This window comes from Streptomyces sp. NBC_01689, from assembly GCF_036250675.1.
GTDB lineage: Bacteria > Actinomycetota > Actinomycetes > Streptomycetales > Streptomycetaceae > Streptomyces.
The window spans coordinates 5,068,845-5,093,833 of record NZ_CP109592.1 but is presented as its reverse complement, the minus strand read 5'-3'; the positions used below and the strand labels follow the sequence as shown (position 1 = coordinate 5,093,833).

Here is a 24,989-nt window from a genome sequence, read left to right as displayed (position 1 = left end):
CGTGTGCCGTCGGCCCCCTTCCGTCAGGCCCGGGTGTCCCTCACTCAGCCGTTCTGGCCGCGGATGAAGCCGCCTCCGTTGCCGTTGCCGCCGTTGCCGGCGGTATCGGTGGCCGAGGGACTGTCGGTGACTCCGCCGTCGGTCCCGCCGTTGTCACTGCCACCGGCGTCGGTGCCGCCGTTGCCGTTGCACGTCCAGTCGAACTTCTTGCAGGTCTCGCTCGTCGTGGGCGAGGGAGAGTTGCTGAGCGTCGGGCTGGGGGTGTCGCTCGGCGTCGGGCTCGTCGACGGCGACGCCGTCTCCGACGGGGTCACGGACGGGCTCGGAGTGTCGTTCAGGATCTCGCCGATGGGCTGCGGTGTCGGGAAGTTCTCCACCTTCTGGCCCTTGAGCGCGTCCTCCATGTAGTCGTGCCAGATCTGCGCCGGGAACGAGGCACCGTGGATCTTCTTCTCGCCACCCGTGCCGTACATCTCCAGGAACGTACGGTTCTTGCTGCTCGCGTCGTCGTCCAGGCGGTACATGCTGATCGACGTCGACAGCTGCGGGGTGTACCCGACGAACCAGGCCGACTTGTTGCCGTCGGTGGTACCGGTCTTGCCGGCCACCTGGCGGCCGGTCAGCCGCGCGGCGGTACCGGTTCCCTTGTCCACGACGGTCTTGAGCACGTCGGTCACGTTGTCCGCGACCTCCGGGCTGAAGGCCTCCTTCGCCTTCGCGACCTCGCTGTGCCGGAACACGTTGCCGTCTTTGCTGTCGATCGTCTCGACCGAGTACGGCTCACGCTGCTGTCCGCTGTCCGCGAAGGTGGCGTACGCACCGGCCATACGGATCGCGCTGGGGTCGGAGGTACCGATCGAGAACGAGGGGAAGTTGGAGCTCGCCAGACTGGTCTTGAGGACGCCCGCGTTGAGCGCGGCCTCCTCCACCTTGTCCAGACCGACGTCCATGCCGAGCTGGACGTAGGCGGAGTTCACGGACTCCCGCATCGCCTCACGCAGGTCGATCTTGTAGCTCGGCGGGTTGTACGACTTACTGCCGTCGTTGGTCTGGAGCCACTCCTTGTTGTCCTTGTCGGTCCAGACCGTCCCGTCGGCATTCTTGATCTTGAGCTTGTTCTGGCCGCTGTACAGGCTCTTGGGGGAGGCGATCCGGCGCCCCGACGGTGCGTCGGGGTCCTTGACGCCCCACTGCATGGAGGCGGCGAGGACGAACGGCTTGAACGTCGATCCCACCTGGGCACCGGTCTGGTCGGCGTTGTTGGTGAAGTGCTTGGTCGCGTCCTCACCGCCGTAGATGGCCTTGATCGCCCCCGTCTTCGGGTCGACGGACGCCCCGCCGAACTGGACGTACTTGTCCGTGTCGGGCCGCACCTTGGGGTTGATCTTCGCCGCGCGGACCTTCTTCACCGCGTCTTCGAGCGCGTTGACCTTGGACTTGTCGAAGGTCGTGTGGATCGAGTAGCCGCCGCGCTGGAGCTGGTCCTCGGTGATCTTCGTGTTGTGGACGACGTACGCCTTGGCGAGGTCGACGAGGTAGCCGATCTGGCCGCTGAGGCGGGTGTTCGAGCGCGGGTTCTGGGCCTTGGGAAGCTCCTTGAACGTGGCCCGCTTCGCGGCGCTCAGATGCCCGTACTTGACCTCTTTGTCCAGCGTGTCCGACCACTGGGCCGTGGCCCGCTTCTTGTTGTTCTGGGGGGTGGCGTTCGAGTCGAGCGACTGGGCGCCGGCCGGGTCGTAGTAGGTCGCACCCTTGAGCATCGCCGCGAGGAACGCGCACTGGCTCTCGTCGAGCTTGATGGCGTCCTTGTCGAAGTACGCGCGCGCCGCCGCCTGGAGTCCGTACGCCCCGCGACCGTAGTACGCGGAGTTCAGGTACCCCTCCATGATCTTTTCCTTCTTGACCGTGGCGCCCACCTTGATCGAGACGAAGATCTCCTTGAACTTGCGGGAGATCGTCTGCGACTGGTCGTCCAGCATCGCGTTCTTGACGTACTGCTGGGTGATGGTGGAGCCACCCTGCGTCTGGCCGCCCCTGGCCATGTTCAGGAAGGCACGCGCGATGCCCTTCGGGTCGACGCCGCTGTCGGTCTCGAAGGTCTTGTTCTCCTGCGAGATGACGGCGTAGCGCATCGCCGCGGGGATCTGCGAGTAGTTGATGATCTGGCGGTTCGTCTCACCACCGGTGGCGACCATCTGGCTGCCGTCGGCCCAGTAGTAGACGTTGTTCTGCGCCGTGGCCGTCTGCGCCACGTCGGGGACGCTCACCATCGCGTACCCGATGCCGGCCACGGCCACCAGGCTGCCGACGAACCCGATGAACAGGCCCGACACCAGCTTCCAGGACGGCACCCAGCGGGCGCCTCCCGTCCTGCCCGCGCGCGGGTAGTCGATCAGGCGCTTCTTGACGGGTCCCGCGGCCCGGCCGCGACCGGGCCCGTTCGGACCCCCGGGGCCGCCGCGGCGGCCGCCGGCTCCCGCGGCTTCCGCGCCTCTGCGGCGCCCGCCGCCACTGTTCCTCTGGGCCGCGCGCCGGGCCTCGGCCCGGCCACCGTACTGACGCTCCTCGTCACCTCCTGACCCACCGGAGCCGGAAGGTGACTCATAGGAGTCGGAAGGTGACCCGGTGGCGCCTCGCGGTGTCGCGCGGCGGCCGGCGGACGGGCCGGGCTGGCCGCGCCGGGCCGCGGCACGTCCGCCGCCCTGCTGCTGCGGCGGTTTGCGACGGTGCTCGCTCATCGAACGACTACTCCTAGGGCAGGCGCACCCGTGCGCGCCTGGAAACGGCGGCTGGTTTCCGGTCCCCCCGAAGTACGGATGCGGTCGATCACACATTCACCCGTACTGCACCGAGGACGAAGACGTACTCAGGCGTCCCTCGGTTCCCGGTGGTTTTGCATGGCGCACAGACTACGCACCGTCAAAACCCGCCTAGCACCGAAGTTCACCTCAAATCAGGCAACTTGCTTCGTATGAATCGGTGATGTGACGCCGTTCACCGTGGCCCCTCTTGTCGCAGACGGGTGGCCGTTCTATCGTGCTGATGTATCGAGTCGATACATCAGCTCGGCATAAGGAACGTGCCGAGGAGGCCGCGACAGACAGGAGGCGACATGAGCCGGCGCTCCGGGATCCTCGAGTTCGCCGTTCTCGGTCTGCTCCGCGAGTCCCCTATGCACGGCTATGAGCTGCGCAAACGACTCAATACGTCACTCGGTGTGTTCCGGGCGTTCAGTTACGGGACGCTCTACCCCTGCCTCAAGACGCTGGTCACCAGCGGCTGGTTGATCGAGGAATCGGGAAACACCCCCGAGGACGCCCTCGCCGCACCACTCGCGGGGCGTCGCGCCAAGATCGTCTACCGGTTGACGGCGGAAGGTAAGGAACACTTCGAGGAGCTGCTCTCGCAGACGGGTCCCGACGCGTACGAGGACGAACACTTCGCCGCTCGTTTCGCCTTCTTCGGGCAGACGTCACGCGATGTACGCATGCGCGTACTGGAGGGACGCCGCAGCCGGCTCGAGGAGCGCCTGGAGAAGATGCGCGCCTCCCTGGCACGCACCCGGGAGCGCCTCGACGACTACACCCTTGAGCTCCAGCGCCACGGAATGGAGTCCGTGGAGCGCGAAGTGCGCTGGCTGAACGAGCTCATCGAAAGCGAGCGGGCGGGACGGGACCTCAAGGGGCCCGCCACCGAAGACACCTCCCGAGGTGCCTCCGACGGCCCCGCTCCGCACCACAGCACATCTGGAGAGACGGGCGGCCTGCCCCGGCACCGGGACGACTCCCGGCCGGATCCGTCCGACGACACCACCACGTGAGGTCCAGTCGGGGCTTCACCTCGTACACACAGGGAGCAACCGGAATGGGTTCGGTTCGCGTAGCCATCGTCGGCGTGGGCAACTGCGCCGCCTCGCTGGTTCAGGGCGTCGAGTACTACAAGGACGCCGACCCGGCGACCAAGGTCCCCGGCCTGATGCACGTCCAGTTCGGCGACTACCACGTCGGTGACGTCGAGTTCGTCGCCGCGTTCGACGTCGACGCGAAGAAGGTCGGCCTCGACCTCTCCGACGCCATCGGTGCCAGCGAGAACAACACCATCAAGATCTGCGACGTCCCGAACAAGGGCGTCACGGTCCAGCGCGGTCACACCCTGGACGGTCTCGGTAAGTACTACCGCATGACCATCGAGGAGTCCGCCGAAGCGCCGGTCGACGTCGTCCAGGTCCTCAAGGACAAGCAGGTCGACGTCCTCATCTGCTACCTGCCCGTCGGTTCCGAGGACGCGGCGAAGTTCTACGCCCAGTGCGCCATCGACGCCAAGGTCGCCTTCGTCAACGCCCTCCCGGTCTTCATCGCCGGCACCAAGGAGTGGGCGGACAAGTTCACCGAGGCCGGTGTCCCGATCGTCGGCGACGACATCAAGTCCCAGGTCGGCGCCACCATCACCCACCGTGTGATGGCGAAGCTGTTCGAGGACCGCGGTGTCCGTCTCGAGCGCACGATGCAGCTCAACGTCGGCGGCAACATGGACTTCAAGAACATGCTGGAGCGCGACCGCCTCGAGTCCAAGAAGATCTCGAAGACGCAGGCCGTCACCTCGCAGATCCCCGACCGCGACCTGGGCGAGAAGAACGTCCACATCGGTCCGTCGGACTACGTGCAGTGGCTCGACGACCGCAAGTGGGCCTACGTGCGCCTCGAGGGCCGCGCGTTCGGCGACGTCCCGCTGAACCTGGAGTACAAGCTCGAGGTCTGGGACTCCCCGAACTCGGCCGGTGTCATCATCGACGCCCTGCGCGCCGCGAAGATCGCCAAGGACCGCGGCATCGGCGGCCCGATCCTGTCGGCGTCGTCCTACTTCATGAAGTCTCCGCCGGTCCAGTACTTCGACGACGAGGCCTTCGCCAACGTCGAGAAGTTCATCAAGGGCGAGGTCGAGCGCTAGAAAGACAAGCGCCGAGCGCCGGCCGCCACGGATCACGGTGCCCGCACGACGGGCACCGCGGACCGACGGACGCCACGCACGGCGCCGAGGGGCTCTTCGCTCCTGCCCGTCGAGGGTCCCCGGGTCACCGACCCGGGGACCTTCCTCGTATGTGAGGCTGTGGCCCATGGCCGTCGTGCGTGACCTGCGCGTCCTCCTGCGCGTCAGGAACTTCAGACATCTGCTCGGGATCCGCCTGCTCTCCCAGGGCGCCGACGGGGTCTACCAGGTCGCGCTCGCCACCTACGTCGTCTTCTCCCCGGAGAAACAGACCTCGGCGGCTTCGATCGCCTCGGCGATGGCCGTCCTGCTCCTGCCGTACTCCCTCATCGGCCCCTTCGCCGGCGTCCTGCTGGACCGCTGGCGGCGCCGCCAGGTCTTCCTGTACGGGAATCTGCTGCGGGCCTCGCTGGCCGCCGTGACCGCCGTCCTGATACTGACCCCCGTGCCCGCCTGGCTCTTCTACGTCTCCGCGCTGTGCGTCACCGCGGTCAACCGCTTCGTCCTGGCGGGCCTCTCGGCCGCCCTTCCGCGCGTCGTCGACGCCGACCGGCTGGTGATCGCCAACTCCCTGTCGCCCACCGCCGGGACCCTCGCAGCGACCGCGGGCGGCGGCCTCGCCTTCATAGTGCGGCTGGCCGCCTCGGACTCGGACGCGGCGGTCGTGCTTGTCGGGGCCGCCCTCTATCTGTGCGCGGCGCTCGCCTCCCTGCGCATCTCGCCGGAGCTTCTCGGGCCGGAGCGGCGGTGGGTGCGGCCGAGACTGCGCGTCGCGGTCGCCGACACCGCGCGCGGTCTGGTGGCGGGCGTGCGGCATCTCGCCGAGCCGGGACGCCGCGAGGCCGCCTGGGCCCTCCTCGCCATGACGCTGATGCGCTTCTGCTACGGCGCCCTGACGGTCATGATGCTGATGCTCTGCCGGTACGCCTGGTCGTCCGGCTCGGACGACGGGCTCGCCCTGCTGGGGCTCGCCGTGGGTATCTCGGGGGCCGGGTTCTTCGCCGCGGCCGTGCTGACTCCCTGGGCGGTCGGGCGGGTGGGCCCCGGTGGCTGGATCATCGTCTGCGCCGCCACGGCCGCGGTCCTCGAACCCGCGCTCGGCCTGCCCTTCACGCCGCCGCCCGTGCTGGCCGCCGCCTTCGTCCTGGGCCTGACCACACAGGGCGCGAAGATCGCCACCGACACGGTGGTCCAGTCCTCGGTCGACGACGGCTACCGCGGCCGGATCTTCTCGGTCTACGACGTCCTGTTCAACGTCGCGTTCGTCGGCGCGGCCGCGGTGGCCGCCTTGATACTGCCTCCTGACGGGCGATCGGCTTCCCTCGTGATCACCGTGGCCCTGGTCTACGCGGCAATTGGTGCTTCTATGGCCCGCTTTGAGCGTCTGTCAGTGTCACATCAATGACACAGAGCCTCTCCTGACTACTGGATTGTCAGAGGCTCCCGATAACTTACGTGGGTCTTATTTCGCGCCACGCGCCTTCGTCCCAGGGGGGACCCCAATGGCTACTCCGCCGCCCCACGGCCAGAACCCGTACGCCCAGCAGCCCACCGCTCCCATGGGGCAGCAGCCCGGCCAGCCGGGGGTACCCCCGCAGCAGCCCTACGCGCCGTTCCCGAACCAGGGCGCCCCGGTGCCTCCGCCGGCCCCGACCCCGGGCAAGCGTGTCGGCAAGAAGGCTCTGCGCATCGTCATCCTGATAGTCATCGCCCTCGGCGTGTACGGGGTGAAGTGGTACCTGGGCCAGAGCGACGCGGAGACCACGTCGGTCGGTAGCTGCATGCACAACAACGGCACGGACTCCAATGCCGACCTCAAGACGGTCGACTGCTCCTCGGGCGACGCCCAGTACAAGGTCGTCTCGAAGTTCGACAACACGAGTGACGACACCAAGTGCAAGGACGTCTCGGACGCCACGATCTCCTACATCCAGTCGGGCGGCGGCCACGACGTGGTGCTGTGCCTGAAGGAGAACAAGTAGCGGTATCCACGCGATGAGGGGCGGTGTTTCACGTGAAACACCGTCCCTCATCCCTTCGCCGCTTGTCCGGGGGACATGTTTCACGTGAAACATGACCCCTTCCCATGCCTCAGCCCTGCCCGGCCCACCACTCCTTGAGCGCCGCCACGGCCGTGTCGTGGTCCGTGGGGCCGTTCTCCAGCCGCAGCTCCAGCAGGAACTTGTAGGCCTGGCCGATCGCCGGACCCGGGCCGATGCCCAGGATCTCCATGATCTGGTTGCCGTCCAGGTCAGGCCGGATCGAGTCCAGCTCCTCCTGTTCCTGGAGCTGCGCGATGCGCTCCTCCAGGCCGTCGTACGCACGCGAGAGCGCCGTCGCCTTGCGCTTGTTCCGGGTGGTGCAGTCGGAGCGGGTCAGCTTGTGAAGACGCTCCAGGAGCGGCCCCGCGTCCCGTACGTAGCGACGCACCGCGGAATCGGTCCACTCACCGGTGCCGTAGCCGTGGAACCGCAGATGGAGTTCGACCAGCCGGGAGACGTCCTTCACGAGCTCGTTCGAGTACTTGAGCTCGGACATCCGCTTCTTGGTCATCTTCGCGCCCACCATCTCGTGGTGGTGGAAGGAGACGCGGCCGTCCTTCTCGAAACGCCGGGTCCTCGGCTTGCCGATGTCATGCAGCAGCGCGGCCAGCCGTAGGGTCAGGTCGGGGCCGTTCTCCTCCAGCGCCATCGCCTGTTCCAGAACGATCAGGCTGTGGTCGTAGACGTCCTTGTGCCGGTGGTGCTCGTCGCTCTCCAGCCGCAGGGCCGGCAGCTCCGGCAGCACATGGGCCGAGAGACCGGTGTCGACGAGCAGGGTCAGGCCCTTGCGCGGGTGCGCCGAGAGAAGCAGCTTGTTGAGCTCGTCACGCACCCGTTCCGCGGAGACGATCTCGATACGTCCGGCCATGTCCGTCATCGCCGCGACGACGTCCGGGGCCACCTCGAAGTCGAGCTGCGCCGCGAACCGCGCGGCCCGCATCATCCGCAGCGGATCGTCGGAGAAGGACTGCTCGGGGGTTCCCGGGGTGCGCAGCACCCGGGCGGCCAGATCGTCACGGCCACCGTGCGGGTCGATGAACGTCTTCTCCGGAAGCGCGACGGCCATCGCGTTCACCGTGAAGTCGCGACGGACGAGGTCTTCCTCGATCGAGTCGCCGTAGGACACCTCGGGCTTGCGGGAGGTGCGGTCGTACGCCTCGGAGCGGTACGTCGTGATCTCGATCTGGAAGGACTGCCGTACGCCGTCCACGAGCGCGTCCTTCTGCGCGCCGACGGTGCCGAAGGCGATCCCGACCTCCCAGAGGGCATCCGCCCAGGGGCGCACGATCTTCAGTACGTCCTCGGGGCGGGCGTCGGTGGTGAAGTCCAGGTCGTTGCCGAGCCGGCCGAGGAGCGCGTCCCGGACCGAGCCGCCCACGAGAGCGAGGGAGAATCCTGCCTCCTGGAACCGGCGGGCGAGATCGTCGGCGACAGGGGACACCCGCAGCAGCTCACTCACCGCGCGTCGCTGCACCTGACTCAGGGCACTGGAATTGTCTTCGTTGGCGTTCGGCACAACAGAAAAGGGTACGTGGCCGGGGCACCCCGGGGCGCCTCCATAAAACGTGCACAGGCGTCGTCCCCTTTATAGGGGCCTCAATACACACACATACAGGACAGTCGGCCCAGTCTCCCGATCTTGTGGAGCCCTCCGCGGCACTTCCCCTCAGCGCACATCGTTACCATGCGTGGACGCACATTCCGACGACCACTGACGACGACGAGGGACGGGCGAGCGCGTGGCCGAGGCGGCAGACTTCCAGGGGACCAGTCCCTCACCTGCCCACCGGTGGTTGCGGCGCGCCGGCGCACTGCTGGCCGGGGCGCCCCTTCTGGCCGGAGTACTCCAGCTGCCCGTCTCCCCGGCCGCACACGCCGCGCAGACGGCCGCTGTGGCCGCCGCCGGCGGCTCCAGGACCGTGGACGTCTCCCTCGACTCTCTGACCCCCAGCGCGCCCACGGACGGCGACACGATCACCGTCTCCGGCTCGATCACCAACAAGGGCAAGCAGACGGTCACCGACGCCCACGTGGGGCTGCGGGTCGGCCCCTCCCTCACCGGACGGGGGGCCATCGACGACGCCGCCGAGCGCACCGGGTTCCAGCCGGGGCTCGACCCGCTGGAGATCGGCGGCAAGTACGTCCAGAAGTTCGCCCAGCTCCCCGCCGGAGCCTCGCAGCCGTTCAGCATCTCGGTACCCGTCAAGGAACTCGACCTCGGCTCCGACGGGGTCTACCAGCTGGGTGTCTCCCTCTCGGGCCAGACCTCCGCCGAACCGTGGGAGCACGTGCTCGGGATCGAGCGGACGTTCCTGCCCTGGCAGCCCGAGAGCGTGGACACCAGGACGAAGACGACCTACCTCTGGCCGCTGATCTCGACGGTCCACCTCAGTGCCCAGACCGGCTCGGACGCCCGGCAGACCCCCGTCTTCCAGAACGACGACCTGGCCAAGGAGATCGCCCCCGGCGGCCGCCTCGACCGGTTGCTGTCACTGGGCGGTGATCTCGACGTCACCTGGGTCCTCGACCCGGACCTGCTGGCCTCCGTCGACGCCATGACGGGCACCTACCGGATCCAGGACGGCGACACCACGACCGCCGGCAAGAACCAGGCCGTCGCCAAGGAGTGGCTCGACAAGCTGGAGAAGACGGTCGCCGGCAAGGAAGTGGTCGCGCTCCCCTTCGCCGACCCGGACCTCGCCTCGCTGGCGCACCAGGGCAAAGGCATCCCCGGTTCCCTGAACCATCTCAAGGACGCCACGAACGTCGCCTCCGACACGGTCGACACCATCGTGCACGTGAAGCCCGAGACCGACTTCGCCTGGCCGGTGAACGGCGCCATCGACCCGTCGATCGTCCAGGTCGCCACCTCCGCCGGCGCGGACAAGGTGATCGCCCGCAGCGACAGCCTCCGCGAGACCGGCGACCTCACCTACACCCCCAGCGCGGCCCGCCCCATCGGCGGCGGCACGACCGCGGTCGTCTCGGACTACCGGCTGTCGACCGAGTTCCAGGGCGACATGACGAAGGCCGAGAACTCCACCCTGGCCGTGCAGGAGTTCCTCGCCCAGTCCCTCGCGCTCAACCTGCAGGAGCCGAACGACCAGCGCAGCATCGTCGTCGCTCCGCAGCGCATGCCCACCGCGGGCCAGGCGCAGGCCATGGCGACGGCGGTGAAGGCCCTCCAGAGCGGGAACTGGTCCGACACCCAGGGCCTGTCCGCGGCCGCCAAGGCCAAACCGGACCCGGACGCCACGACGAGGATCCCCTCCGGGGACTCGTACCCGAAGGCGCTCGGCAATCAGGAGCTGCCCCCGAAGGCCTTCCAGACGATCCACGACACGCAGGCCGACCTCGACAAGTTCGAGGTCATCCTCACCGACAAGTCCCGCGTGGTCACCCCCTTCGGCCGGGCCATGGACCGCGGGATGTCGACGTCCTGGCGCGGCCGGCACGATCAGGGACAGGCTTTCCGGGAAGGCGTGAAGTCGTATCTCAAAGACCTCACCGGTCTCGTCCGGCTGATCGACAAGTCCGACGCGAAGCTCTCGGGCCGCAGTGCCACGATCCCCGTGACGGTGCAGAACAACCTCGTGCAGGGCGTCCACCACCTGGTGCTGCGCCTCACCTCGAGGCACCCGACCCGCCTCAAGATCGGCAATGACGCCTACACCGAGCGGCAGATCCAGGTCGCGGGCGAGCACAGCCAGTCGGTGAAGTTCACCACCTCGGCCAAGGCCAACGGTCCCGTGGAGGTGGTCGCGCAGCTGTACACGGAGGACGGCCAGACGTACGGTTCCGCGGTGCCCTTCGAGGTGAAGGTCACCGAGATCACCCCCACCGTCATGCTGGTCATCGGCGGCGGCGTGCTGCTCCTCGTACTCGCGGGCTTCCGGATGTACACGCAGCGCAAGCGCGCGGCGGCCCGGCAGGCCGAGGAGGAGCAGGGGAACACTCCAGACACCACAGACACCACAGACACCCCGGACACCGTGGACCCGGCCGACGCCGGGCCCACGGATGAGGCCGGGACGGAAGCCGGGAACGGCGTGAACAAGGCCGCCGCAGGCACCGTAGACACTGTTGAGAACGCCGAGCGCTCCAAGGACGGTCCCGACGGGGAATCCACGGCGCGGCCCGGGGCAGACACCCCGGAGCAGCCGAGTGACCCCGCCCCGGACACCGCACCGGAAAGCACCGACCCGTCCGGCACGGGTGAGAGAGTGGACCGTTGAGCGATGTCGTGGCCGGTGGGCCCGGGGACGATGAGGTGGGGTAACCATGAACGCGCCGTACGACGGTGACCGCGGTCAGGGCGCGGGCAGCTCGGGGCAGCCCGAGGGCCGCCCCCGGCAGGGCGCGGGGAACTCCGGCTACCCCGAGGGCTACCCGGAGGGACCTCCGGCCGAGCCCGGTCAGGCCCCGCAGGGGCACTACCCGGACATGTACTTCCAGGACGCCTACGACCAGGACCCCTACGGCAGGCAGGATCTCGCCGCCCAGGACCCGGTGACGGAGGCGCTCTACGACCGTGCCGCGCACCCCCCGCCGCCGGCCGGGACGTTCCCTCCGCAGCAGCAGCTCTACGCCCAGCCGCCCACCGCGCAGCACGCCCCCGACCCCCGCGTGTGGGCCCAGACGCCCCCGCCGGAGCCGGCGGGCCCCAGCCGGCACCTTCCGTACGGCGAGGACGCGCGCACGACCCAGTTCGTCGGTGTCGACGACCTCGTCACCCAGGCGGCCGACCAGCAGCCCGAGACCGACGCCTTCGCCCACCTCTTCCGCGACCAGCGGCAAGGGGGCGCCCGCCCGTTCCCGGACGGCCCCGCCACTCCGGCGCCCGCCCCGCGTCAGGGCCCCGGGGCGCCTCCGCCCGGCCCGATGGCCGAGCAGACGATGCAGCTCACGCCCACGGCGAAGCCCACCCCCGCGGCCGCCCCGAAGAAGGGCGGACGTGCCTCGGGTCTGATGAAGTCGAGCGCCGTCATGGCGGCCGGCACCCTGGTGTCCCGGCTCACCGGCTTCATCCGCTCCGCGCTGATCGTCTCCGCGCTGGGTCTCGGCTTCCTCGGTGACTCCTTCCAGGTCGCCTACCAGCTGCCCACCATGATCTACATCCTGACCGTGGGCGGCGGACTCAACTCCGTCTTCGTGCCGCAGCTGGTGCGCGCCATGAAGGACGACGAGGACGGCGGCGAGGCCTTCGCCAACCGGCTGCTGACCCTCGTCATGGTGGCGCTCGGTCTGCTGACCGCGCTCGCGATGCTCGCCGCGCCCCTTCTTGTCCGCATGCTGTCGAATCCCGTCGCCAGCAACCCCGCCGCCAACGAGGTGGCCGTCACCTTCACCCGCTACTTCCTGCCCTCGATCTTCTTCATGGGCATCCACGTGGTGATGGGCCAGGTCCTCAACGCCCGCGGGAAGTTCGGCGCGATGATGTGGACCCCGGTCCTGAACAACATCGTCATCATCGTGACGCTCGGCCTGTTCATCTGGGTGTACGGCACCGCGGCGGACTCCGACATGTCCGTCCAGAACATCCCGCCGGAGGGACAGCGGCTCCTCGGCGTCGGTGTGCTCCTCGGTCTCGTCGTCCAGGCCCTCGCGATGATCCCGTATCTCCGGGAGACCGGGTTCAGGCTGCGGCTGCGCTTCGACTGGAGGGGCCACGGGCTCGGCAAGGCAGCGATGCTCGCCAAGTGGACCGTGCTCTTCGTCCTCGCCAACCAGGCGGGCGCGATGGTCGTCACCCAGCTGTCCACCGCCGCGGGCGAGCACTCCGTCAAGGGAACCGGCTTCGCCGCCTACGCCAACGCCCAGCTGATCTGGGGTCTCCCGCAGGCGATCATCACCGTCTCCCTGATGGCCGCCCTGCTGCCGCGCATCTCCCGGTCGGCGCACGAGGGCGACAGCGGCGCGGTCCGCGACGACATCTCGCAGGGACTGCGGACGACGGCCGTCGCGATCGTGCCGATCGCCTTCGGCTTCCTCTCCCTCGGCATCCCGATGTGCACCCTGATCTTCGGGTCCTCCGGCATCGCGCCGGCCACCAACATGGGTTACATGCTGATGGCCTTCGGTCTCGGCCTCATCCCGTTCTCCGTGCAGTACGTCGTGCTCCGTGCGTTCTACGCGTACGAGGACACCCGGACCCCCTTCTACAACACGGTGATCGTGGCGGTCTTCAACGCCGTCGCCTCCGCCGTGTGCTACTTCGTGCTCCCCGCCCGCTGGGCCGTCGTCGGCATGGCCGCCTCCTACGGCCTCGCCTACGCGATCGGCGTCGGGGTCGCCTGGAGCAGGCTGCGCACGAGGCTGGGCGGCGACCTGGACGGAGCCCGTGTCCTGCGTACCTACGCCAGGCTCGGTATCGCCTCGGTCCCGGCGGCACTGCTGAGCGGTGCCGCCTGCTACGGCATCGCGCAGACGCTGGGACAGGGGGTCGGCGGCTCGTTCGCCGCCCTGCTCGGCGGCAGCGTCGTCCTGTTCGGCGTCTTCTACGTCGCCGCGCGGAAGATGCGCATCGAAGAACTCAACTCGATGGTCGGAATGGTCCGCGGGCGCCTGGGGCGCTGAGGCGGGGGTACGCGCACAACCATCGCCCGTCGCCGTGTGTCGTGCATAGCGCCGGACTGTGGGCACAATTGGTTTCTGCGTCGGACAGCGCGCAATGAATGGGGAGGCGGGAACGACGGTGGCGGAACGGAGCACGGCTGCCGTCGACGTGGCAGACAACAGTGGCGATGAGCCGCTGACCGCCAAGGCGGGCCAGTCCACGTCCGACGGGGTGGCCCAGGACCAGGAGCGGGACACGGACAGCGAAGAGGCACAGGGGAGCGGCGGGACCGAGGGTCCTGGGAAGGTCTCGGCGCCGGAACTGCACAGCGGCCACAAGCTGGCCAGAAGGTATCGCCTCGAGGAGTGCGTCACCCGTCTGGACGGCTTCAGCAGTTGGCGTGCGGTGGACGAGAAGCTGCGTCGCGCCGTCGGCGTGCATCTGCTGCCCGCCGACCATCCGCGGGCCCGCTCCGTGCTGGCCGCGGCGCGTTCCTCCGCCCTGCTGGGCGATCCCCGCTTCGTCCAGGTCCTGGACGCCGTCGAGGAGAACGATCTCGTCTACGTCGTCCACGAATGGCTGCCGGACGCCACGGAGCTGACGGCCCTCCTGGCCGTGGGCCCGCTGGAGGTCCACGAGGCCTACCAGATGGTCACCCAGGTCTCCCAGGCCATGGCGGCCGCACACCGGGAGGGCCTCGCGCATCTGCGGCTGACCCCGAGCGCCGTGCTGCGCACGTCGACCGGCCAGTGGCGCATCCGCGGGCTCGCGGTGAACGCCGCCCTTCGCGGCATCAGCTCCGACACCCCGCAGCGCACGGACACCGAGGCGATCGGCGCACTGCTGTACGCGGCGCTCACCCAGCGCTGGCCGTACGAGAACGACGCGTACGGCCTGTCCGGGCTGCCCAAGGGAGTCGGCCTGATCGCGCCGGACCAGGTGCGCGCCGGCGTCCACCGCGGCCTGTCCGAGCTCGCCATGCGCGCGCTCGCCAACGACGGCGCGACCGCCTCCCGCCACGAGTCCCCGTGCACGACACCGGAGGAACTGGTCAAGGCGATCGCCGAGATGCCCCGCATCCGGCCGCCGGAGCCCGCGTTCACCGCACCCCCGGAGTACCAGCGCACGTCGTACCAGCAGGGCAGCTACGGCCGCCCCACGTCACACGCCACGCAGCCGGTCTCGGCCCCGCCGCCCCCGCTGCAGAGCCGTACCGGCAAAGCCCTCAAGTGGACCGTGTCGGCACTCCTCATCGCCGCCCTGGGACTCGGCAGCTGGCAGCTCGCCGACGCGCTGATGGACCACGGAAAGTCCGACGACACCCAGCCGACACGCACGACGGACGGCAACGACAAGAACAGCGAGAAGACCAAGCCGGTCAGGCCGGTCACCATCAAGGCCGCCCAGGAGTACGTCGCCAAGGGCTCCCCCCAGGCGGCCGCCGACGTGGGCAAGACGTACGACGGGAACAGCTCGACGTTCTGGCGCAGCAAGAGCTTCGTGGACGGCCCGAACATGAATCCGGCGTTCAAGCCCGGCGTCGGGATCGTCTACGACCTCGGCACGCAGCAGACCGTCACGGCGGCTTCCATAGGGCTCCGGTACTCCGGTGACCACACCACGATCGGGCTGTACGCGACCGACTCGGCGGGTTCGTCGACTCCCGTGGACTCGATGACGAGGATCGGGACCGTCACCACCACCGGTACGACCGCGAAGATCACGGTCACCAAGAAGGTCAAGACACGGTACGTACTGCTCTGGATCACGGCGATGCCCTACGCGTCCGGTGACCAGTACAGCAACGCCGGCTACAAGCAGGCCATCACCGACGTGAAGTTCACCGGCTGACGTTCACGCGGAGGGGGAGGGGGCCTGATGGCCGATGAAGCCGCGTACGCCGACACCAGCGATCAGGACCTCCTCACCCGTCATGTGGACGGCGATCCGGAGGCCTTCGGTGAGCTGGTGCGGCGTCACCGCGACCGGCTCTGGGCGGTGGCCCTGCGGACACTGGGAGACCGCGAGGAGGCCGCTGACGCCGTCCAGGACGCACTGGTCTCCGCCTACCGGGCCGCCCACACCTTCCGTGGCCAGTCGGCCGTCACGACGTGGCTGCACCGCATCACTGTGAACGCCTGTCTGGACCGCGCCCGCAAGGCGGCCTCCAGGAAGACCTCCCCCGTCGACGACACCGAACGGCTGGAACAGCTCCTCGAGCCCCACGAGTCCGCCTCCGCCCCGGCGGAGCGCAACGACCTGCACCGGGAACTGGTGACAGCCCTGGGCACACTCCCGGCCGACCAGCGCGCGGCGCTCGTCCTCGTGGACATGCAGGCCTACCCCGTGGCCGAGGCAGCGGTCATCCTCGGCATCCCCGTCGGTACCGTGAAGAGCCGCTGCGCCCGGGGCAGAGCCAGGCTTCTCCCCCTCCTGACCCATCTCCGTTCCGGGAACGGAAGCGCGGCGAGGGGCAGAAGCGGCAGCGACGGCGGGCACGGCAACCATTCCGAGGACGGAAGGAACCGGACTCAGGGGGCATCCGTCCCACCGGCAGCGGGTCCGCACGAGGCGGGTCCCCAGGACGCAGGGCCAAGCGATTCAGCTGCGGTGAAGGGCGGAGGTGGGCGCGCGTGACATCCACGACGGAGACGGCTGGGCACCCGGATGTCGCGGAGATCTCCGAGCTCACCGAAGGCGTGCTCTCGCCCTCCCGTGCCGCTGAGGTGCGGCAGCATCTGGACGGCTGTGCGCTCTGCGCCGAGGTCCGCGACTCCCTGGAGGAGATCCGCGGCCTGCTCGGCACCCTGCCGGGGCCGACCCGCATGCCCGACGACGTAGCCGGCCGCATCGATGCCGCACTGGCCGCGGAGGCCCCGCCGGGCGGCACGACACCACGACACGCGCCCCGGGCCGACGAACCGAGTCACGATGTTTCACGTGAAACATCGGTCACCGATGCACCTGAAACACCGGTCACCGGAGTCTCCGACCCGCAGACCACCCCTGGTTCGCCCTCGCCCGTGAGCCGTCCCTCGGGACACTCCCACGCGGCCACCGGACCGGGCCGATCACGCCGAGGCCGCCCGAGCCGCCGCAAGGCGGCCCTTCTCGGCACGGCGGTCACCGCCGCCGCTCTGGGACTGGGTGCGATCTTCTTCCAGACGATGGGCGACGACAGCTCCGGCGGGAGCCACCAGACGGCCCAGCGGCAGGGGCCGAAGGACACCTATTCCGAGGGAACCCTGGGAACCCGGGTCACCGATCTTCTCGCCAAGAACCAGAAGAAGAACGGCGGCGAACGCTCCGGCGGCTCGAACCATCCGTGGGGGGTGGAGTCCAATGGCGCGGACAACGAGTCGGCCGGGGTGGACACCCTGATCACACCCGCCGTGAAGATCCCCGACTGCATCCAGCAGGGGACGGGCAGCACCGGAGCCGTCCTCGCCGCGGAGAAGGGCACGTACAAGGGAACGAGCGTCTATCTCGTCGTGCTGCCGGACACCTCGGACAGCGCCAAGGTGACGGCGTACCTCGTGGACGCGGCCTGCGAGAAACCGGGGGGACCATCACCCGGCAAGCTCCTGCTGACCCACTCGTACGCACGCTCCTGAGGTCGTGCTCAGGGGATCGCTCCCTCCCCAGGAATGCCACGGGATCTCTGTGCTGTGTCCCATCTCCGTGTGCCCGGACACAGCGGGAATGCACGCCCCTTAGGATCCGTTGGGTGGGGTGAGAGTTCTGAGAGAGGCTCCCACCGGCAGTACGTGCAGTCTCCAGAGACGAGGAATGAAGCCGTGAGCGACGTCCGTAACGTGATCATCATCGGGTCCGGGCCTGCCGGCTACACGGCAGCGCTCTACACCGCGCGCGCGTCGCTGAAGCCGCTGGTCTTCGAGGGCGCCGTCACCGCCGGTGGCGCGCTGATGAACACCACCGAGGTGGAGAACTTCCCCGGCTTCCAGGACGGCATCATGGGCCCCGAGCTCATGGACAACATGCGCGCCCAGGCCGAGCGCTTCGGTGCCGAGCTGGTCCCGGACGACATCGTCGCCGTCGACCTGTCCGGCGAGATCAAGACCGTCACGGACACCGCCGGTACGGTGCACCGCGCCAAGGCCGTCATCGTCACCACGGGCTCGCAGCACCGCAAGCTGGGCCTGCCCAGGGAGGACGCCCTCTCCGGACGCGGCGTCTCCTGGTGTGCCACCTGTGACGGGTTCTTCTTCAAGGACCAGGACATCGCCGTGATCGGCGGCGGTGACACCGCGATGGAAGAGGCGACCTTCCTCTCCCGCTTCGCCAAGTCCGTGACGATCGTCCACCGCCGTGACAGCCTGCGTGCCTCCAAGGCCATGCAGGAGCGCGCCTTCGCCGACCCGAAGATCAAGTTCGTCTGGGACAGCGAGGTCGCCGAGATCGAGGGTGACCCCAAGCTCTCCGGCCTCAAGCTGCGCAACCTGAAGACGGGCGAGATCTCCGACCTGGCGGTGACCGGTCTGTTCATCGCCATCGGCCACGACCCGCGCACCGAGCTCTTCAAGGGCCAGCTGAACCTGGACGACGAGGGCTACCTGAAGGTCGAGGCTCCCTCGACCCGCACGAACCTGACCGGTGTCTTCGGCGCCGGTGACGTCGTCGACCACACCTACCGCCAGGCCATCACCGCGGCCGGCACCGGCTGCTCCGCCGCCCTCGACGCCGAGCGCTACCTCGCTGCCCTCGCGGACAGCGAGACCGCCGCGGCTGCCACCGTCTGATCCCGTCCGCCCCACCGCACCAACGAGTTAAGGAGCCCGCCGTGGCCGGCACCCTCAAGAACGTGACCGACGATTCCTTCGAGCAGGACGTCCTCAAGAGCGACAAGCCCGTCCTGGTGGACTTCTGGGCCGCCTGGTGCGGTCCCTGCCGCCAGATCGCGCCGTCCCTCGAGGCGATCGCCGCCGAGTACGGCGACAAGATCGAGATCGTCAAGCTCAACATCGACGAGAACCCGGGTACGGCCGCCAAGTACGGCGTCATGTCCATCCCGACCCTGAACGTCTACCAGGGTGGCGAGGTCGCCAAGACCATCGTCGGTGCCAAGCCGAAGGCCGCGATCGTGCGGGACCTCGAGGACTTCATCGCCGAGTGATCGACGACCAGACGCGCACCAGCGGCGCGTGTTTCACGTGAAACATGGAGGGGCCGGCCCAGATGGGCCGGCCCCTTCATGCATGTCGTCCAGCTCGACGTTCCTGGCTCCAGGACCTGACGTCCAGTGGCCGCCACCCGCAGCGACGCCGACTACAGCGGACGGAGCGCCGGTTCCTTCTGTACCACCCCGAGCAGACGGTCCAGCGCCATCTCCATGTCTTCCTTCCAGGAGAGCGTCGTCCGCAGCTCCAGCCTCAGACGCGGGTACGCGGGGTGGGGCCGCACCGTCTTGAAACCCACCGCCAGGAGATGGTCCGCCGGAAGCACACAGGCGGGCTCCTTCCAGCGTGCGTCCCCGAAAGCCTCGATCGCCTTGAAGCCCCGGCGCAGGAGATCCTTGGCGACCGTCTGGACCATCACCCGGCCCAGTCCCTGGCCCTGGTAGCCCGGCAGGATGAAGGCCGTCATCAGCTGGACGGCGTCCGGTGACACCGGACTCGTGGGAAAGGCGGTGGCGCGGGGGACATACGCCGGAGGTGCGTACAGCACGAAGCCGACCGGCACGTCGTCCACATAGACCACGCGACCGCAGGATCCCCATTCCAGCAGGACGGCGGAGATCCACGACTCCTTCTCCAGCTCGGACCTTCCCGCCTTTACCGCGGCTTCCCCGCTGACCGGGTCCAGCTCCCAGAAGACGCACGCCCGACAGCGCTGGGGAAGATCCGGAAGGTTGTCCAGCGTGAGCGGTACGAGCCGACGGCCCATGAAGGATGTTCCTCGCTTCCTTCGTCCGCGGCGCCGCGGACGGCAGTCAGAGCGCTTCGCTCCCTGAGCAGGCTCCCGACGAACCCGCCGACCGCCCCCAGACTCAGACCCGCGGTCACCAGTCCGGTACGGCTCACGCCGTTCATGGCCCCCGCCTCCCCGATGAAGGTGCCCCAGGTGAATGCGCCGTACCCGATCGCATCGTATCCACGATGCGATTCCATCGATACCGCCAGAAAGCAAAGAGCGGGCCGTGTTCCGGTACACACCGGACATGGCCCGCTCTCGTGCTCGGTCGATCCGTGATCTCCCGGCCCGGGATGCTCACTCCTCGGTGTCGTCCTCCGAGTCGCCGTCCAGGAGACTCCTCTGCAGGACGGGCCCTTCGCCGGGGGCCAGAGAGCCGAGGATCCGCTCCAGGTCGTCCATCGACGCGAACTCGACGGTGATCTTCCCCTTCTTCTGCCCCAGGTCGACCTTCACCCGCGTCTCGAAGCGGTCCGAGAGGCGCGTGGCGAGGTCACTGAGCGCCGGGGAGAGGCGGGCACCTGCCCGGGGACCCTTGGACCGCTGAGAGGTCTGCGGACGGGATCCCATCAGCGTGACGATCTCCTCGACGGCCCGCACCGACAGCCCCTCGGCCACGATGCGATGGGCCAGCCGGTCCTGCTCCTCCGAGTCGGCGACGGAGAGGAGAGCCCGGGCGTGCCCGGCGGAGAGAACTCCTGCGGCGACACGGCGCTGGACCGCCGGCGAGAGCTTCAGCAGCCGCAGCGTGTTGGAGACCTGCGGGCGCGACCGCCCGATCCGGTCCGCCAGCTGGTCGTGGGTGCAGTTGAAGTCCTGCAGCAGCTGGTCGTAGGCCGCGGCCTCCTCCAGCGGGTTCAGCTGGGCGCGGTGCAGGTTCTCCAGCAGCGCGTCCAGAAGGAGCTTCTCGTCATCCGTGGCGCGCACGATCGCCGGGATGGCGTCGAGCCCGGCCTCGCGGCAGGCCCGGAAGCGTCGCTCACCCATGATGAGCTCGTAGCGCGTCGGCCCCACCTGACGCACGACGACGGGCTGGAGGAGCCCGACCTCCTTGATGGAGGTGACGAGCTCGGACAGAGCGTCCTCGTCGAAGACCTCGCGGGGCTGGCGCGGGTTGGGCGTGATGAAGTCGAGCGGCAGCTCGGCGAAGTGGGCACCTACCGGTGGAGCGGGCGTCTCCTGGCTTCCGCCGGTCGAGAAGTCCTCGGTCTCCTGGGACACGGGCGGCAGAGTGGCCACCTTCGCCGCCGCCACGCCACGCTCCGCGGTCAGCAGGGGGGTGCCCGCCGACGAGGTGGAGAGTCCACCCGCCGGTGAGGGAACCGCCTTCTCCCCTGTCGGAGCCGCGGGGATCAGTGCGCCGAGGCCCCGCCCCAGCCCTCGTCGTCGCTCGCTCACTGGATCCCCTCCACAAGGTTCTGACTGTTCTGTCCGCCCACGTGGGCGTTCTGCGGGTCGTACGCCACACCAACTCCTCGGAGGGCGATTTCTCGTGCCGCCTCAAGGTACGAGAGAGCACCGCTTGACCCTGGATCGTAGGTCAGCACCGTCTGACCGTAACTGGGGGCCTCGGAGATACGGACCGAGCGAGGAATGCTCGTCCGCAGCACCTCCTCACCGAAGTGACTGCGCACCTCTTCCGCGACCTGCGACGCCAGCCGGGTCCGGCCGTCGTACATGGTGAGGAGGATCGTCGAGACATGAAGGTTGGGGTTGAGGTGCCCTCGTACCAGGTCGACGTTGCGCAGGAGCTGCCCCAGTCCTTCCAACGCGTAGTACTCGCACTGGATCGGGATGAGGACCTCTGCACCCGCGACCAGGGCGTTGACCGTCAGGAGACCGAGTGAGGGCGGGCAGTCGATGAGGACGTAGTCCAGCGGCTGCTCATAGGCCTGGATCGCGCGTTCCAGCCGGCTCTCACGTGCCACCAGGGAGACCAGCTCGATCTCCGCACCGGCGAGATCGATCGTGGCGGGCGCGCAGAAGAGTCCCTCCACATCCGGCACCGGCTGAACCACCTCGGAGAGCGGTCTGCTGTCGATCAGCACGTCGTAGATGGAGGGAACCTCGGCGTGGTGATCGATACCCAGCGCGGTGGAGGCATTGCCCTGAGGGTCGAGGTCGATCACGAGGACCCGACCGCCGTGCAGGGCCAGCGAGGCGGCGAGATTGACCGTCGTGGTGGTCTTGCCCACCCCGCCCTTCTGGTTGGCGACCACAATGACGCGGGTCTGCTCGGGCCGGGGCAGGCCCTCGCCGGCGCGGCCAAGCGCCTCCACCGCCAATTGGGCAGCACGACCGATGGGAGTGTCGTCCATCGGAGGCGGTGTTTCACGTGAAACATCCGCCCCCATCGATTCGGTACGGGGGCCGGGGACCGGATCGGTCATCGGTCCCGCGATGTTGGCGTCGGACCGCAAGGATTCACTCTCCTCGACTTCAGGCTCGCAATGAACAGAGCCTCCCATGCCTTCGGGGTCGTGAACCAGCGAGGCCCGTTCTTCTGTGGAGAAATCCACCTCTGTGGACACCTCTCCACCCTCTCGGAGTGAACCGAGAGGCTGCCGGTCGCGGGGTTCGGCCGCGGCCCGGCCCCGACTGATGATGCCGTGCAACAGTGAGCGACGTTTCACGTGAAACACGATGCAAGGACGCACCGGCCGCGACGGCGCGACACTCCGAGTGACATGGTGGGGCAGCTTGTGTGGAGTACGGCTGATCGTCAGGACGGATCAGCTCAGGCCGGATCAACCGCGGTGACAGAGACTCCCAGCTCCGGATGACGGAGCCGGGAGTCCAGGCCGACCAGCATCGTGATCAGCGTCGGCGCCGTGTCCGCCCGGTCCGCGCCGCCTTCGCCCGTTTGGCCGCGAAGCGCACACCGCCCGGGCTCTCCCCGACCTCGACGCGCACCACGGTGGAGAGGGGATCGACCACTCCCTCACCCACGTGGAGGACAGAGGTCTTCGCGGCTCCGAGCTTACTGAGTGCCGTCGCGGCGCTCTTCAGCTCCTCTTCCGCGGTGTCGCCCTTGAGCGCGAGCATCTCCCCGTACGGGCGGAGCAGCGGAATCCCCCAGGTGGCCAGGCGGTCCAGGGGTGCCACGGCACGCGCCGTCACGACGTGTACGGGAGGCAGCTTGCCCATGACCTCCTCCGCCCGCCCACGGACGACCGTCACATGGTCGAGCCCGAGCAGCTCCACGACCTCGGTGAGGAAGTTCGTCCGGCGCAGCAGCGGCTCAAGGAGCGTGATCTTGATGTCCTCACGGACGAGCGCCAGCGGAATGCCGGGCAGTCCGGCGCCCGAGCCGACATCGCACACCGTCACGCCCTCGGGTACGACCTCGGAGAGCACCGCGCAGTTCAGCAGGTGCCGCTCCCACAGCCGGGGCACTTCACGCGGGCCGATCAGGCCCCGCTGCACTCCGGCCTCCGCCAGGAGCTCCGCGTACCGGACCGCGTCCGCGAAGCGATCACCGAATACCTCACGCGCCTGCTCGGGCGCGGGAGGAAGCTCCGCTGCCTCCGTCACGGGGGACCGTCCTTCCGTACCGCATAAGCGCCTTGAGCGCTGATCACCAGAACCATCGGGCTGACAAAGTTCGGCCCCGCCTGCTCAACAGACGGGGCCGGGGAACATACCTGTCGATCAGGCGGGGAGCACGACGACGAAGCGCTCCGGCTCCTCGCCCTCGGACTCGCTGCGCAGACCCGCGGCCTTCACCGCGTCGTGGACCACCTTGCGCTCGAAAGGCGTCATAGGCTTCATCTTCACGGGCTCGCCGGAGCTCTTGACCTCGGCCGCGGCCTTGGCGCCGAGCTCGGAGAGCTCCTCGCGCTTCTTGGCCCGGTAGCCCGCGATGTCCAGCATCAGCCGGCTGCGGTCCCCGGTCTCCCGGTGCACGGCCAGGCGCGTGAGCTCCTGGAGGGCCTCGAGCACCTCGCCGTCACGGCCGACGAGCTTCTGCAGATCGCGGCCGGCGACGTCGCTGATGATCGAGACAGCGGCGCGGTCCGCCTCGACGTCCATGTCGATGTCGCCGTCGAGGTCGGCGATGTCCAGCAGACCCTCGAGGTAGTCCGCCGCGATCTCGCCTTCCTGCTCCAGGCGGGTCAGGGTGTCGCCCTCGGTGGCGGCGGAGGTGGTGCCTTCCGTCACGGGATGGACTCCTTCTTACTTCTTGGACGGGGACTTGGGCCGCTGCGGACCCTTGCGCTGTCCGGACTGGGCTTTGCTGCGGGTTCCGTTGCCCGGCTTGCTGCCGCCGCCCGCCGGCTTGGGGGTGGCCTTGGCGTCCTGCGGCTGGTCGGACTTGGTCAGCGAGGTCTTCGGCTCGGACTCGTCCGCCGCCGTCCTGGCCGTACCGGCCGCCGCTCCCGACTGGCGCTGCGACTTGGACTGGCGCTTCGGCTGCTGACGCTTGGGAGCACCGCCGGTGGTGACCGTGGTGCCGTCCTCGGTCTCGACGACCGTCGTGCTGTCGCCCTTCACCACGACGCCGTCGGGCTGGGCGACGAGGCCCGCCTTGGTCAGGCCGTTGATGAACCTGCGCTCGAACTCGTTGCGGTCGCGGCCCTTGCCGACGATCGTCTTGATGATCGTCTTCTCGCGCCGGTTGCGGGCCTTGCCGTGGTGCGTGACGTGTTTCTGCAGGCGCTCCAGGTAGGCGGCCTGGGCCTTGCTGCCCGGGGTCGGGTTGTTGCGGATGACGTACATCTGCTGACCCATGGTCCACACGTTGGTGGTGAGCCAGTACACGAGGACACCGACCGGGAAGTTGATGCCGAAGACGGCGAACATGACCGGGAAGACGTACATCAGCATCTTCTGCTGCTGCATGAAGGGCGTCTTCACCGTGGTGTCGACGTTCTTCGTCATCAGCTGACGCTGGGTGTAGAACTGCGATCCCGACATCAGCACGATCATGATCGCGGTGACGACGCGGACATCCGTGATCTGCGCGCTGAGCTGGCCGACCTTGTCGGCGCTGTCCGTGAACTTGGAGGCGAGCGGAGCGCCGAAGATGTGCGCCTTACGGGCGCTGGCGAGCAGCTGATCGTCGATGACGCCGATCGTCTTGCCCGTCGCGATGCCGTTGAGCACGTGGTACAGGGCGAAGAAGAACGGCGACTGCGCCAGGATGGGAAGGCACGAGGAGAGCGGGTTGGTACCCGACTCTTTGTACAGCTTCATCATCTCTTCGGACTGGCGCTGCTTGTCGTTCTTGTAGCGCTCCTGGATCTTCTTCATCTCGGGCTGCAGGGTCTGCATGGCCCGAGTGGCCTTGATCTGCTTCACGAAGAGCGGGATCAGGCAGATACGGATCAGGATCACCAGGGACACGATCGACAGGCCCCAGGCCCAGCCCGTATCAGGACCGAAGATCTTCCCGTACACGGCGTGGAACTGGACGATGACCCAGGAAACGGGTGTCGTGATGAAGCTGAAAAAACCGGCAATCGTGTCCACTA

Annotated in this window: 19 protein-coding genes; 11 read left to right on the top strand and 8 right to left on the bottom strand. The window is 68.5% G+C overall.

Annotated elements, in window-relative coordinates; genetic code table 11:
• Positions 1-44 precede the first annotated feature (44 nt).
• Positions 45-2,738, bottom strand: coding sequence for a transglycosylase domain-containing protein (locus tag OG776_RS21615; protein WP_329322282.1), 2,694 nt, complete (start codon positions 2,736-2,738; stop codon positions 45-47).
• A gap of 374 nt (positions 2,739-3,112) precedes the next feature.
• Here OG776_RS21615 and OG776_RS21610 point away from each other — a divergent pair, with 374 nt between their 5' ends.
• The 4 genes from OG776_RS21610 to OG776_RS21595 all read left to right on the top strand — a co-directional run bounded on the left by OG776_RS21610 (position 3,113) and on the right by OG776_RS21595 (position 6,968).
• Entirely contained in the window at positions 3,113-3,820 is a 708-nt protein-coding gene (locus OG776_RS21610) for a PadR family transcriptional regulator (RefSeq protein WP_148009277.1), read from the top strand.
• Between the two features lie 44 nt (positions 3,821-3,864).
• Entirely contained in the window at positions 3,865-4,947 is a 1,083-nt protein-coding gene (locus OG776_RS21605; protein WP_148009278.1) for an inositol-3-phosphate synthase, read from the top strand.
• 166 nt (positions 4,948-5,113) lie between these two features.
• Entirely contained in the window at positions 5,114-6,391 is a 1,278-nt protein-coding gene (locus OG776_RS21600; RefSeq protein ID WP_148009279.1) for an MFS transporter, read from the top strand.
• A gap of 97 nt (positions 6,392-6,488) precedes the next feature.
• Positions 6,489-6,968 (top strand): LppU/SCO3897 family protein, encoded by a 480-nt coding sequence (locus OG776_RS21595; protein WP_148009280.1) that lies wholly within the window; start codon positions 6,489-6,491, stop codon positions 6,966-6,968.
• 109 nt (positions 6,969-7,077) lie between these two features.
• Here the strand turns inward: OG776_RS21595 and OG776_RS21590 are convergent, their stop codons facing one another.
• Positions 7,078-8,544, bottom strand: coding sequence for a CCA tRNA nucleotidyltransferase (locus tag OG776_RS21590; protein ID WP_148009281.1), 1,467 nt, complete (start codon positions 8,542-8,544; stop codon positions 7,078-7,080).
• Between the two features lie 223 nt (positions 8,545-8,767).
• On the opposite strand from OG776_RS21590, the gene OG776_RS21585 reads away from it, so the two are divergent.
• The 7 genes from OG776_RS21585 (at position 8,768) to trxA (ending at position 18,718) form a co-directional block, all read left to right on the top strand.
• Positions 8,768-11,263 carry a DUF6049 family protein gene (locus tag OG776_RS21585; protein WP_148009282.1) on the top strand — a complete coding sequence of 832 codons (2,496 nt, stop codon included), beginning with the start codon at positions 8,768-8,770 and terminating at the stop codon, positions 11,261-11,263.
• Between the two features lie 46 nt (positions 11,264-11,309).
• Positions 11,310-13,604, top strand: coding sequence for a murein biosynthesis integral membrane protein MurJ (murJ, locus tag OG776_RS21580; protein WP_329322276.1), 2,295 nt, complete (start codon positions 11,310-11,312; stop codon positions 13,602-13,604).
• A 118-nt stretch (positions 13,605-13,722) separates the two neighbouring features.
• Positions 13,723-15,435, top strand: a complete 1,713-nt coding sequence (locus tag OG776_RS21575) for a protein kinase family protein (protein ID WP_148009284.1) — start codon at positions 13,723-13,725, stop codon at positions 15,433-15,435.
• A 27-nt stretch (positions 15,436-15,462) separates the two neighbouring features.
• Positions 15,463-16,221 (top strand): RNA polymerase sigma factor SigM, encoded by a 759-nt coding sequence (gene sigM / locus OG776_RS21570; RefSeq protein ID WP_329322274.1) that lies wholly within the window; start codon positions 15,463-15,465, stop codon positions 16,219-16,221.
• Positions 16,218-17,198: an anti-sigma factor family protein gene (locus OG776_RS21565; protein WP_329322272.1), complete on the top strand. Its 981-nt coding sequence runs from the start codon at positions 16,218-16,220 to the stop codon at positions 17,196-17,198. The genes sigM and OG776_RS21565 overlap by 4 nt, the downstream gene beginning before the upstream one ends.
• A 183-nt stretch (positions 17,199-17,381) precedes the next feature.
• Positions 17,382-18,344 (top strand): thioredoxin-disulfide reductase, encoded by a 963-nt coding sequence (trxB, locus tag OG776_RS21560; protein ID WP_168529044.1) that lies wholly within the window; start codon positions 17,382-17,384, stop codon positions 18,342-18,344.
• Positions 18,345-18,385: 41 nt separating this feature from the next.
• A complete protein-coding gene (gene trxA / locus OG776_RS21555) occupies positions 18,386-18,718 on the top strand; it encodes a thioredoxin (protein ID WP_007383275.1) in 333 nt (110 codons plus the stop codon).
• A gap of 152 nt (positions 18,719-18,870) precedes the next feature.
• Here the strand turns inward: trxA and OG776_RS21550 are convergent, their stop codons facing one another.
• The 6 genes from OG776_RS21550 to yidC form a co-directional block, all read right to left on the bottom strand.
• Positions 18,871-19,488: a GNAT family N-acetyltransferase gene (locus tag OG776_RS21550; RefSeq protein ID WP_148009288.1), complete on the bottom strand. Its 618-nt coding sequence runs from the start codon at positions 19,486-19,488 to the stop codon at positions 18,871-18,873.
• A gap of 324 nt (positions 19,489-19,812) precedes the next feature.
• Complete coding sequence (locus tag OG776_RS21545) at positions 19,813-20,913, bottom strand: ParB/RepB/Spo0J family partition protein (RefSeq protein ID WP_148009289.1); 1,101 nt, start codon at positions 20,911-20,913, stop codon at positions 19,813-19,815.
• Positions 20,910-21,983 carry a ParA family protein gene (locus tag OG776_RS21540; protein ID WP_148009498.1) on the bottom strand — a complete coding sequence of 358 codons (1,074 nt, stop codon included), beginning with the start codon at positions 21,981-21,983 and terminating at the stop codon, positions 20,910-20,912. Before OG776_RS21540 ends, OG776_RS21545 begins: the two co-directional genes overlap by 4 nt.
• A gap of 349 nt (positions 21,984-22,332) precedes the next feature.
• Positions 22,333-23,049 (bottom strand): 16S rRNA (guanine(527)-N(7))-methyltransferase RsmG, encoded by a 717-nt coding sequence (rsmG, locus tag OG776_RS21535; protein WP_148009290.1) that lies wholly within the window; start codon positions 23,047-23,049, stop codon positions 22,333-22,335.
• Positions 23,050-23,166: 117 nt separating this feature from the next.
• The gene (locus OG776_RS21530; protein ID WP_148009291.1) at positions 23,167-23,676 is read right to left on the bottom strand and encodes a Jag family protein; all 510 of its coding nucleotides are present in this window, start codon (positions 23,674-23,676) and stop codon (positions 23,167-23,169) included.
• Positions 23,677-23,691: 15 nt separating this feature from the next.
• Positions 23,692-24,987, bottom strand: a complete 1,296-nt coding sequence (yidC, locus tag OG776_RS21525) for a membrane protein insertase YidC (RefSeq protein WP_148009292.1) — start codon at positions 24,985-24,987, stop codon at positions 23,692-23,694.
• Between the last annotated feature and the right edge of the window lie 2 nt (positions 24,988-24,989).